This is a genomic window from Pantoea sp. GbtcB22, assembly GCF_019091025.1.
GTDB classification, from domain to species: domain Bacteria; phylum Pseudomonadota; class Gammaproteobacteria; order Enterobacterales; family Enterobacteriaceae; genus Pantoea; species Pantoea leporis.
Genome location: NZ_JAGXKB010000001.1, coordinates 1,304,676 through 1,316,568, shown reverse-complemented (window position 1 = coordinate 1,316,568; position 11,893 = coordinate 1,304,676). Strand labels below are relative to the sequence as shown.

The window sequence follows — 11,893 nt, the reverse complement described above, 5'->3', positions numbered from 1 at the left end:
GTGTGAAGGCGCGCCCAAACTCATACCTGAATGGATAGAACATCATGAATTTACATGAATACCAGGCGAAGCAGCTGTTTGCACGCTATGGCATGCCAGCACCGACAGGCTACGCCTGCACCACGCCACGTGAAGCTGAAGAAGCCGCGTCTAAAATTGGCGCAGGTCCGTGGGTAGTGAAATGTCAGGTTCATGCCGGTGGCCGCGGTAAAGCGGGCGGCGTGAAAGTGGTGAACAGCAAAGAAGACATTCGTGCTTTTGCTGAACACTGGCTGGGCAAACGTCTGGTGACCTATCAAACTGATGCGCACGGTCAGCCGGTAAACCAGATTCTGGTGGAAGCCGCGACGGATATCGATCAGGAGCTGTATCTGGGTGCGGTTGTTGACCGTGCTACCCGTCGTGTCATCTTCATGGCTTCGACAGAAGGCGGTGTTGAGATTGAGAAAGTGGCAGAAGAAACGCCACACTTGATCCACAAGATGGCGCTCGATCCATTAGCGGGTCCACAGCCGTATCAGGGCCGCGAGTTGGCGTTCAAACTCGGCCTGACCGGCAAGCAAGTTAGCCAGTTCACCAAAATCTTCATGGGCCTGGCGACCATGTTCCTTGAGCGCGATCTGGCGATGGTTGAGATCAACCCGCTGGTGATCACCAAGCAGGGCGATCTGATCTGCCTCGACGGCAAACTGGGCGCGGACGGTAACGCACTGTTCCGTCAGCCGGAACTGCGTGAAATGCGCGATCCGAGCCAGGAAGATCCACGTGAAGCCCACGCAACGCAGTGGGAACTGAACTACGTTGCGCTGGATGGCAACATCGGCTGTATGGTGAACGGCGCCGGTCTGGCGATGGGCACCATGGACATCGTGAAACACCACGGTGGTGAGCCAGCAAACTTCCTGGACGTTGGCGGCGGCGCAACCAAAGAGCGCGTCACCGAAGCCTTCAAAATCATCCTGTCTGACGATGCGGTGAAAGCTGTGTTCGTTAACATCTTCGGCGGCATTGTGCGTTGCGATCTGATCGCAGACGGCATCATCGGTGCCGTGGCAGAAGTGGGTGTCAACGTGCCAGTTGTGGTACGTCTGGAAGGTAACAACGCCGAGCTGGGCGCTAAGAAACTGGCGGACAGCGGTCTGAACATCATTGCAGCAACCAGCCTGACAGACGCTGCACAGCGTGTTGTAGCTGCAGCGGAGGGTAAATAATGTCCATTTTGATCGACAAAAACACCAAAGTCATTTGCCAGGGTTTCACCGGTGGTCAAGGGACGTTCCACTCTGAGCAGGCGCTGGCTTACGGTACGCAGCTGGTTGGCGGTGTAACGCCAGGCAAAGGCGGCACCACGCATCTCGGCCTGCCGGTGTTCAACACCGTACGTGAAGCAGTAGAAGCCACCGGCGCAACCGCCACCGTGATCTACGTTCCAGCGCCGTTCTGCAAAGACGGTATCCTGGAAGCGATCGATGCGGGCATTAAACTGATCATCACCATCACCGAAGGTATCCCAACGCTGGATATGCTGACCGTGAAAGTGAAGCTGGATGAAGCTGGCGTGCGCATGATCGGCCCGAACTGCCCAGGCGTGATCACGCCAGGCGAATGTAAGATCGGTATCATGCCAGGCCACATTCACCAGCCAGGCCGCGTCGGTATCGTATCGCGTTCAGGTACGCTGACTTATGAAGCCGTTAAGCAGACCACTGACATCGGCTACGGCCAGTCAACCTGCGTAGGTATCGGTGGTGACCCGATCCCTGGCTCTAACTTCATCGATATCCTGAAATTGTTCCAGGAAGATCCACAGACCGAAGCGATCGTGATGATCGGTGAGATCGGTGGTAGCGCGGAAGAAGAAGCAGCAGCTTACATCAAAGCCCACGTGACCAAGCCGGTTGTCGGCTACATCGCCGGTGTGACTGCACCGAAAGGCAAACGTATGGGCCACGCAGGCGCCATCATTGCCGGTGGTAAAGGTACCGCTGATGAGAAATTTGCTGCGCTGGAAGCGGCCGGTGTGAAAACCGTACGCAGCCTGGCAGACATTGGTGACGCGGTTAAAGCGGTTTTACCAATCAAATAAGCCAATACAGACTGACATTGAAAAGCCACCTTCGGGTGGCTTTTTTTTGGTAATAACCCGCCTGAAAGGGAGGGAAAAAAGCGCAACGGCTTCAAAAAATTGCGGCTATGCTTACTCTGTCATCAAGGTAAAGAAGGGAAAAGGCGCTGGATTTTTGTCAAGCAATTGCCGTGCGACTTTCCAAAATGAGGTTAAATAATTGCGGAAAAGGTAATTATATTCTTAATAATATGATGATGTTGTGACATCTAATTAACAACCACTTTAACACTACATATCCGGAAATTTATTGTCTTAATCTAGATCAATAATTGGCGACTTATAGGAAACTTTACCGCTAGCAAAAGGCCGACTAACCGGTATAAATTGCGCTGCATCAATTCAGTCTTCGTCATAATTTATCAGGAGTTTGTGCCAGGCGTTGTTATATCAATTCTGCCGCCTCCTCGTGTTACTCCTGCTTTAAATTGACTGAAAAGATCGGTTTTTAAGGGAATTTTATCACTGTTACTCGCTCTCTTCGGGCAACAGCTTTCTCTGTTCTATCAGTAACAAAACTGGAATCAATAATCAGTCGTTCCTGAATCTTGTTCTGCGCGTCAATGTCTGTTGTTTGCCGTTGTCATCCGCAGGGGAAGTTCATGCGAGGAGCAAGGAGTCATCATGTTAGATATTGTCGAGCTGTCGCGTTTACAGTTTGCCCTGACGGCGATGTACCATTTCCTGTTCGTGCCATTAACGCTGGGTATGGCGTTTTTATTGGCGATCATGGAAACGGTATATGTCCTGACGGGGAAACAAATTTATAAAGATATGACCAAGTTCTGGGGCAAGTTGTTTGGTATTAACTTTGCACTCGGCGTGGCTACCGGCCTGACCATGGAATTCCAGTTCGGTACCAACTGGTCATATTATTCACACTATGTCGGCGATATCTTCGGTGCGCCGCTCGCCATCGAAGGTTTAATGGCGTTCTTCCTCGAATCCACCTTTGTTGGCCTGTTCTTCTTCGGCTGGGATCGCCTCGGTAAGGTGCAACACCTTGCGGTGACCTGGCTGGTGGCGCTCGGTTCGAACATGTCCGCGCTGTGGATTCTGGTGGCGAACGGCTGGATGCAAAACCCTATTGCATCGGAATTCAATTTCGAAACCATGCGTATGGAGATGTTGAGTTTCTCCGAGCTGGTGCTGAACCCGGTTGCGCAGGTGAAGTTTGTCCATACCGTGGCCGCCGGTTACACCACGGGCGCGATGTTCATCCTTGGTATCAGCGCATGGTATCTGCTGAAAGGGCGCGACATTGCTTTCGCTAAACGCTCTTTCGCCATCGCAGCCAGTTTCGGTATGGCGGCGATTCTGTCAGTGATCGTACTGGGTGACGAATCCGGTTATGAAATCGGTGACGTGCAGAAAACCAAACTGGCGGCAATTGAAGCGGAATGGGAAACCCAACCGACTCCGGCTGCATTTACGCTGTTTGGTATTCCGGATCAGGAGACGCAGGAGAACAAATATGCGATTCAGATTCCGTATCTGCTCGGCCTGATCGCCACACGTTCAGTGGATACGCCGGTCACCGGTTTGAAAGAGCTGCTGGCACAACATGAAGTGCGTATTCGTAATGGCATGAAAGCCTACGCGCTGCTGAACGAACTGCGTGGTGGCAGCAAAGATCCTGAGGTGCGCAGCCAGTTTGAAGCCAGCAAACAGGATCTCGGTTATGGCCTGCTGCTGAAGCGCTATACGCCGGATGTGGCTAACGCCAGCGAAGAGCAGATTCAGAAAGCGACACAGGATTCGATCCCACGCGTTGCGCCACTGTACTTCGCCTTCCGCATCATGGTGCTGGGCGGTGTGCTGATGCTGGGCATTATTGCGCTCTCCTTCTGGAGCGTGATTCGTAACCGTATCGGTAAGTGTCGCTGGTTACTGAAAGCCGCGTTGTACGGCATTCCGTTACCGTGGATTGCGATTGAAGCGGGTTGGTTCGTTGCTGAGTATGGTCGCCAGCCGTGGGCAATTGGTGAGGTGCTGCCAACCGCGGTCGCTAACTCCTCATTGACCGTTGGCGATCTGCTGTTCTCAATGACGCTGATTTGCGGTCTCTACACCTTGTTCCTTGTGGCGGAAATGTACCTGATGTTCAAGTTCGCGCGCCTCGGTCCGAGCAGCCTGAAAACCGGCCGCTATCATCATGAAACGCTGAAGACATCATCTCAGCCGGCGCGTGGATAAGGAGAGCGACCATGTTTGATTACGAAGTATTGCGCTTTGTCTGGTGGCTGCTGATTGGCGTGTTGCTGATCGGTTTCGCAGTCACCGATGGGTTTGATATGGGCGTTGGTATGCTGACGCGCATTCTGGGTCGTACTGATACCGAACGTCGCATCATGATCAATACCATTGCGCCGCACTGGGACGGAAACCAGGTTTGGCTGATCACTGCCGGTGGCGCGCTGTTTGCCGCCTGGCCAATGGTATATGCCGCCGCGTTCTCCGGCTTCTACGTGGCGATGATTCTGGTGCTGGCTTCACTGTTCTTCCGTCCGGTCGGATTTGATTACCGTTCAAAGATTGAAGATATGCGCTGGCGCGGCATGTGGGATTGGGGCATTTTCATCGGCAGCTTTGTTCCGCCGCTGGTGATTGGTGTGGCGTTCGGCAACCTGCTGCAAGGGGTGCCGTTCCATGCTGACGAATATCTGCGTCTCTTCTATACCGGCAATTTCTTCCAGTTGCTGAACCCGTTTGGCTTGCTGGCGGGTGTGGTGAGTGTGGCGATGATCCTGACGCAAGGCGCAACCTATCTGCAGATGCGTACTGCCGGTGAGTTACACGTCCGCAGCCGCAGCACCGCGCAAATCTCGGCGCTGGTAATGATGGTGTGCTTCATTCTCGCGGGTGTGTGGGTGAAATACGGCATCGACGGTTATGTGCTGAAAAGCGTTATCGATCATCACGCGGCATCCAACCCGTTGGGTAAAGATGTGGTGCGTGAAGCCGGTGCGTGGATGGTGAACTTCGATCAGATGCCAGTACTGTGGCTGTTCCCGCTGTTGGGCGTGGTGTTGCCGCTGCTGACCATTCTCTGCTCGCGTATCGAGAAGGGCGCTCTGGCGTTTATCTCGTCTTCATTGACTTTGGCTTGCGTGATTATGACGGCCGGGATTGCGATGTTCCCCTTCATCATGCCATCCAGCACCGTGCCGGGCATCAGCCTGACCATGTGGGATGCCACGTCTAGCCTGCTGACGCTGAAAGTGATGACCATTGCCGCTATCATCTTTGTACCGATTATCCTGGCGTACACCGCCTGGTGTTATTACAAGATGTTTGGCCGTATCACCAAAGAACACATTGAGAGCAATACGCACTCCCTGTACTGATTAAGGAGATTGAGCATGTGGTATTTTGCCTGGATTCTTGGCACCTTGCTGGCCTGTGCGTTCGGTGTGATTACGGCGCTGGCGCTGGAGCACGTTGAAGAGAGCAGCGCGAAGGACGAGCAAGTCTGATGCGCACACTGATTCAGACTCTTTATCGTCTGATGGACAAGGGCCCGCTTCGGGCCCTTTCGCTAATCCTCGCGTTGTGGCTGGCGGGCTGTGTCATTTGGCAGCCTTCACGCTTTGCCGCGCGTACCAGTGATTTAGCGATATGGCATGGAATGCTGCTGATTTGGGCCGTTTGTACCGGCGTTATTCACGGCACCGGATTTCGCCCGCAGCGCCTGCGCTGGCAAGCGCTCTTCTCGCCGTTGCCCGCGATGATAGTTTTAGTGGCAGGAATTTTCTGGTTCTACTATTAAGTCCAGGCTCTGGACTTAAAAAACGCCGCAATTTCAGACGCTGACGTGAGGTTTTGTCAGCGTCCGGTCAAGAAACATCCTATAAATCCTTCCAGTTGTTAACCTGTGATAATTATTTTCTCGCGGCGTCAGCGGACCATTCCCAAGCCGATCTCTCTTGCGTATAGTAGCAACGTTTAAAATGAGACCGGGATGTAGAGTGAGTACAACGCTGTTTCGCTGGCCGGTTCGTGTCTATTACGAAGACACCGATGCCGGTGGTGTGGTTTACCACGCCAGTTATCTTGCTTTCTATGAACGAGCACGTACCGAAATGTTGCGCCAGCACCATTTCAATCAGCAGGTCCTGTTGGAAGAGCAGGTGGCTTTTGTGGTACGACGCATGACGATCGATTTTGTTGCGGCTGCACGTCTGGACGATCTTTTGGAAATTCAAACAGAAGTGACCTCAATGACGCGTGCAACGATGACGTTCTCGCAGCGTATCGTGAATGCAGAAGGCAAAGTGCTAAATGAAGCAGAAGTCCTGATTGCCTGCATCAACCCACATCTAATGAAGCCAATTGCGCTTCCCAAGTCTATTGTCGCGGAGTTCAAGCAGTGACTGACATGAATGTTCTTGATTTGTTCCTGAAGGCGAGCCTTCTGGTCAAACTTATCATGTTGATTTTGATCGGCTTTTCTATTGCCTCATGGGCGATCATTATTCAGCGTACGCGCATTTTGAATGCGGCGGGGCGCGAAGCCGAAGCGTTTGAAGATAAGTTCTGGTCGGGTATCGAGCTGTCACGCCTGTATCAGGAAAGCCAGGGACGCCGCGATGAACTGAGCGGATCTGAGCAAATTTTCTATTCGGGTTTCAAAGAGTTTGCGCGTTTGCATCGTGCTAACAACCATGCGCCTGAAGCGGTTGTTGAGGGCGCGAGCCGTGCGATGCGTATCTCCTTCAATCGTGAACTGGAAACGCTGGAAACTCACATTCCTTTCCTTGGCACCGTTGGCTCCATCAGTCCGTATATCGGTCTGTTTGGTACGGTGTGGGGGATCATGCACGCCTTTATCGCCCTCGGTGCGGTAAAACAGGCCACGCTGCAGATGGTTGCACCGGGTATTGCCGAAGCGTTGATCGCGACCGCAATCGGTCTGTTTGCGGCCATTCCTGCCGTTATGGCGTACAACCGTCTGAACCAGCGCGTTAACAAGCTGGAACAGGGCTACGACAACTTCATGGAAGAGTTCACGGCTATCCTGCATCGTCAGGCTTTCTCCACCGACAACACGAAGTAAGTCGAGGTTTACGATGGCCAGAACCCGTGGTCGCGGTAAACGCGACCTTAAGTCGGAAATCAACATTGTTCCACTGCTGGACGTGCTGTTGGTGTTGCTGCTCATCTTTATGGCAACCGCGCCGATTATTACCCAGAGCGTGGAAGTGGATCTGCCGGATGCGACAGATTCAAAAACCGTCTCAACTGATGATAATCCACCGGTGATTGTTGAAGTGTCTGGTGTTGGCCAGTACAGCCTGGTGGTGGATCACGATCGTATGACGCAGTTACCGCCGGAGCAGGTGGTGAGCGAAGCGCAGCGCCGGATTGAAGCCAATCCGAAAACGGTCTTCCTGATCGGCGGTGCGAAAGACGTCCCTTACGACGAAATCATCAAGGCGCTGAACCTGTTACATCAGGCAGGCGTGAAATCTGTCGGTTTGATGACGCAGCCGATTTAAAGCGAACCGTTTTTTGGGAACCGAGTGTGTCGAAGGCAACCGAGCAGAACGACAAGTTAAAGCGCGCGATAATCGTTTCGGTGATTCTGCACATCGTGCTGATCGCCCTACTGATTTGGAGCTCGTTTAACGAAAAAATCGAATCCAGCGGCGGTGGCGGTGGCAGTGATATTGACGCAGTGATGGTCGATTCCGGCGCCGTGGTTGAGCAGTATAACCGCCAGCAGAATCAGCAACGAGACAGTCAGCGCGCCGAGCAGCAGCGTCAGAAGCAGTCGCAGCAGCAGGCCGAAGAGTTACAGCAGAAACAAGCTGCTGAGCAGCAGCGCCTGAAAGAGATGGAAAAAGAGCGCTTGCAGGCCCAGCAGGAAGCCAAAGAGCAGGCGAAGCAGCAGGCTGAGCAGCAGAAAGCCGCTGAAGCCGCCGCTAAGCAGGCCCAGGAACAGCAGAAAACTGCCGAAGCCGCCGCAGCGAAAGCCAAGGCTGATGCCAAAGCGGAAGCTGATGCGCAGGCAAAAGCAGCGGCTGACGCCAAAGCCAAAGCGGTAGAAGAAGCTAAGCAAGCCGCAGCTGACGCGAAGAAGAAAGCAGAAGAGCAGGCGAAAGCCGCTGCCGCTGAAGCAGCGAAAGAGAAAGCGGCGCAGCAGGCAAAAGCGGCCGCAGAATCGAAAGCCAAAGCGGACGCTGAAGCCAAAGCGCAGGCTGCTGCCGATGCCAAGGCGAAAGCGGCTCAGGAAGCCAAAGAGGCTAAAGAGCAAGCGGCTGCTGAGGCGAAGGAAAAAGCCGCAGCAGAAGCCAAAGAGAAGGCTGCCGCCGAGGCGAAAGCCAAGGCCGATGCGGCTGCTAAGGCCAAAGCGGATGCAAAAGCGAAAGCGGCTGCGGATGCCAAAAAAGCCGCCGCTGAAGCTGCGAAGAACGAAAATGCGGTTGATGACCTGTTAGGTGGTTTGTCTTCTGGTAAGAATGCACCGAAAAGCGGCACCGCATCGGGTGGCGCTGCAGGGCAGGGCAATCAGAAGAAAGCGGGCGCGTCAGGCGCAGATATCAATAATTATCTGGGGCAAGTGGTCGGGGCGATTCAGAGCCGTTTCTACGATGCAGATTTGTACAAAGGTAAAGAGTGTAACCTGCGTATTAAACTGGCACCGGATGGTTTGCTGATTGACGTTAAATCGGAAGGTGGCGACCCCGCCTTGTGTCAGGCGGCAATTGCTGCCGCGAAGCAGGCGCGGATTCCGAAGCCGCCTTCGCAGGCGGTGTATGAAGTGTTTAAAAACGCACCGATGCGTTTCAAACCAGAATAATGCAGTAACGTACGGCAGGTTGAACTAAGGTTAGCTTGCCATACTCTATGAGTACTCGTGTTTTTCAGGAACTGTGCGAATTATCATGAACCTCTGGTTCAGGTAAGGGAGAAAAAATGAAGCAGGCACTTCGTGTAACCTTAGGTTTTTTTGTACTGCTGTGGGCAGCAATGCTTCATGCAGAAGTCCGTATTGAAATTACGCAGGGCGTTAACACCGCACGTCCTATTGGTGTGGTTCCGTTCCAATGGGCTGGCCCAGGCGCGGCACCAGAAGACATCGGCGGGATCGTCTCTGCTGACTTACGTAACAGCGGTAAATTTAATCCGCTCGATCGTTCTCGTCTGCCACAACAGCCAGCCAGCGCGCAGGAAGTTCAACCTGCCGCATGGAGCGCATTGGGTATTGATGCGGTTGTAGTTGGTCAGGTAACGCCTAACGCTGACGGCAGCTATCAAGTTGCCTATCAGCTGGTGGACACCGGCGGCGCGCCAGGCACCGTGCTGGCGCAGAACTCTTATAAAGTGACTAAGCAGTGGCTGCGTTACGCAGCGCACACCGCCAGTGACGAAGTGTTCGAAAAGCTGACCGGCATCAAAGGCGCATTCCGTACCCGCATTGCCTATGTGGTACAGACCAATGGCGGTCAGTTCCCGTATGAGTTGCGCGTGTCGGATTACGATGGCTACAACCAGTTTGTGGTTCACCGTTCACCGCAGCCATTAATGTCTCCGGCCTGGTCGCCAGATGGCAGCAAAGTGGCTTACGTGACCTTCGAAAGCGGCAAATCTGCGCTGGTGGTTCAGACGCTGTCTAACGGTGCAATCCGTCAGGTGGCTTCTTATCCGCGTCATAACGGTGCGCCAGCCTTCTCACCAGACGGTTCTAAACTGGCCTTCGCGCTGTCGAAAACCGGTAGCCTGAACCTGTATGTGATGGATCTGGCTTCTGGTCAGACGCGTCAGGTGACCGATGGTCGCTACAACAGCACTGAACCAACGTGGTTCCCGGACAGCCAGACACTGGCTTACACCTCGGATCAGGCCGGTGCGCCCCAGATTTATAAAGTTGGTATCAACGGCGGTGCGCCACAACGTATTACCTGGGAAGGTGCGCAAAACCAGGATGCGGATGTGTCAACCGACGGCAAAACTATGGTGATGATCAGCAGCGCCGGTGGCGCTCAGCACGTCGCCAAACAGGATCTGGTAACGGGAGCCGTTCAAACAATAACGGACACGTTCCTGGATGAAACGCCGAGTCTGGCGCCAAACGGCACAATGGTAATCTATAGCTCTACTCAGGGGATGGGTTCCGTGTTGCAATTGGTTTCAACCGACGGGCGTTTCAAAGCGCGTCTTCCGGCAACTGATGGACAGGTCAAATTCCCTGCCTGGTCGCCGTATCTGTGATGCATAGGTCCCCTGCACGGCGGGGGATTAAAATGTATGGCAAACAAAATAATAGGATAAAGAAATGCAACTGAACAAAGTGCTGAAGGGTTTGATGCTGGCTCTGCCGGTTATCGCAGTAGCTGCATGTAGCTCACACAAAAACAACAACAACGATCAGACTGGCATGGGCGCTAACGACGGTGCTTACGGTGCTGGTCAGAACGGCGGTAACATGTCTTCTGATGAGCAAGCGCGCCTGCAGATGCAGCAGCTGCAGCAGAACAACATCGTTTACTTCGGTCTGGACAAGTATGACGTGGCTTCTGACTACGCTCAGATGCTGGATCAGCACGCTGCATTCCTGCGTGGCAACCCGTCATACAAAGTGACCATCGAAGGTCACGCGGATGAGCGCGGTACCCCAGAATACAACATCGCTCTGGGCGAACGTCGTGCAAGCGCCGTTAAGATGTATCTGCAAGGCAAAGGCGTTTCTGCTGACCAGATGTCTATCGTTTCTTACGGTAAAGAAAAACCAGCTGTACTGGGTCATGACGAAGCGGCTTACGCTAAAAACCGTCGTGCCGTACTGGTTTACTAAGAAAATATCATGATGAGTAACTTCAGACTTCATCTGTTGAGTCTGTCGTTACTGGTTGGTTTAGCGGCTCCTTTGGGGGCCGCTAATGCCCAGGCGTCAATCAGTAGCGTTGGCTCAGGCTCGGTCGAAGACCGTGTCACCACTCTTGAACGTATCTCTAATGCCCAGGCTCAGCTTTTGCAGCAATTGCAGCAGCAGATGAGCGACAACCAAAGCGATATCGATTCGCTGCGCGGGCAAATCCAGCAAAACAGCTATCAGCTTAATCAGGTGATTGAGCGCCAGAAGCAGCTCTATCAGCAAATCGACAGCCTTAGCTCCGGCAGTAATGGTGCGCAGGCGAGCGGTGGTGCTGATGCCGCTGCAGCGGGCGCTGCGGCTTCTGCGGATAGCGGTAGCAGCGCCAGTTCGGCCGCGCCAGCGCAAACCGGCGATGCCAACACGGACTACAATGCTGCGGTTGCGCTGATTCTGGAGAAGAAGCAGTACGATCAGGCGATTACTGCCCTGCAGGCTTGGGTGAAGAAATATCCTGATTCTACCTATCAGCCGAATGCCAATTACTGGCTGGGTCAGCTGTATTACAACAAGGGTAAAAAAGACGATTCGGCTTATTATTTTGCCACTGTGGTAAAAAATTACGCGAAATCGCCAAAAGCCCCGGAAGCGCTGTTTAAGGTTGGTGTGATCATGCAAGAGAAGAACGACACGGCGAAAGCCAAGGCTGTCTTCCAGCAAGTGATCAAACAATTCCCAAATAGTGATTCTGCTAAGCAGGCGCAAAAACGTCTTGCTGGGTTGTAATTTGTGCCTAAAAGACCGGATTTCGTGTGATTTCTGGTCTTACAGCATGAAAGGTAAGCAATTGAGACATTTAGTGGAAAATAAGGGTTGCGCCCTCCCGCTAAATCAGTAATATATGCCGCCGTTGCCGGGACATATCTTAACAAGTATCGGCAGCACTGAAGATG

General features: G+C 53.3%; 13 protein-coding genes. All 13 read left to right on the top strand.

All coding sequences use genetic code 11. From position 1 onward, the window contains the following. The first annotated feature begins 44 nt into the window (after positions 1-44). Complete coding sequence (gene sucC / locus KVT28_RS06175) at positions 45-1,211, top strand: ADP-forming succinate--CoA ligase subunit beta (RefSeq protein ID WP_007890646.1); 1,167 nt, start codon at positions 45-47, stop codon at positions 1,209-1,211. Next, entirely contained in the window at positions 1,211-2,086 is an 876-nt protein-coding gene (gene sucD, locus KVT28_RS06170; protein WP_101763214.1) for a succinate--CoA ligase subunit alpha, read from the top strand. Before sucC ends, sucD begins: the two co-directional genes overlap by 1 nt. Positions 2,087-2,749: 663 nt before the next feature. Beyond that, the gene (gene cydA / locus KVT28_RS06165) at positions 2,750-4,321 is read left to right on the top strand and encodes a cytochrome ubiquinol oxidase subunit I (RefSeq protein ID WP_217547239.1); all 1,572 of its coding nucleotides are present in this window, start codon (positions 2,750-2,752) and stop codon (positions 4,319-4,321) included. Positions 4,322-4,332: 11 nt separating this feature from the next. After that, a complete protein-coding gene (gene cydB, locus KVT28_RS06160; RefSeq protein ID WP_101763212.1) occupies positions 4,333-5,472 on the top strand; it encodes a cytochrome d ubiquinol oxidase subunit II in 1,140 nt (379 codons plus the stop codon). A gap of 15 nt (positions 5,473-5,487) precedes the next feature. Next, positions 5,488-5,601 carry a cytochrome bd-I oxidase subunit CydX gene (cydX, locus tag KVT28_RS06155; RefSeq protein ID WP_007890642.1) on the top strand — a complete coding sequence of 38 codons (114 nt, stop codon included), beginning with the start codon at positions 5,488-5,490 and terminating at the stop codon, positions 5,599-5,601. Further along, the gene (gene ybgE, locus KVT28_RS06150; protein WP_101763211.1) at positions 5,601-5,894 is read left to right on the top strand and encodes a cyd operon protein YbgE; all 294 of its coding nucleotides are present in this window, start codon (positions 5,601-5,603) and stop codon (positions 5,892-5,894) included. The genes cydX and ybgE overlap by 1 nt, the downstream gene beginning before the upstream one ends. A 199-nt stretch (positions 5,895-6,093) precedes the next feature. Beyond that, a complete protein-coding gene (gene ybgC, locus KVT28_RS06145) occupies positions 6,094-6,498 on the top strand; it encodes a tol-pal system-associated acyl-CoA thioesterase (protein WP_008107385.1) in 405 nt (134 codons plus the stop codon). After that, positions 6,495-7,181 (top strand): Tol-Pal system protein TolQ, encoded by a 687-nt coding sequence (tolQ, locus tag KVT28_RS06140; protein WP_101763210.1) that lies wholly within the window; start codon positions 6,495-6,497, stop codon positions 7,179-7,181. The genes ybgC and tolQ overlap by 4 nt, the downstream gene beginning before the upstream one ends. A gap of 13 nt (positions 7,182-7,194) precedes the next feature. After that, positions 7,195-7,623 carry a colicin uptake protein TolR gene (gene tolR, locus KVT28_RS06135; RefSeq protein WP_008107389.1) on the top strand — a complete coding sequence of 143 codons (429 nt, stop codon included), beginning with the start codon at positions 7,195-7,197 and terminating at the stop codon, positions 7,621-7,623. 26 nt (positions 7,624-7,649) lie between these two features. Further along, positions 7,650-8,927 (top strand): cell envelope integrity protein TolA, encoded by a 1,278-nt coding sequence (gene tolA / locus KVT28_RS06130; protein ID WP_192236623.1) that lies wholly within the window; start codon positions 7,650-7,652, stop codon positions 8,925-8,927. 116 nt (positions 8,928-9,043) lie between these two features. Beyond that, entirely contained in the window at positions 9,044-10,339 is a 1,296-nt protein-coding gene (gene tolB, locus KVT28_RS06125) for a Tol-Pal system beta propeller repeat protein TolB (RefSeq protein ID WP_101763208.1), read from the top strand. A 64-nt stretch (positions 10,340-10,403) separates the two neighbouring features. Further along, positions 10,404-10,922, top strand: coding sequence for a peptidoglycan-associated lipoprotein Pal (pal, locus tag KVT28_RS06120; protein WP_101763207.1), 519 nt, complete (start codon positions 10,404-10,406; stop codon positions 10,920-10,922). A 9-nt stretch (positions 10,923-10,931) separates the two neighbouring features. Further along, entirely contained in the window at positions 10,932-11,726 is a 795-nt protein-coding gene (gene cpoB / locus KVT28_RS06115) for a cell division protein CpoB (protein WP_101763206.1), read from the top strand. The last annotated feature ends 167 nt before the right edge of the window (positions 11,727-11,893 follow it).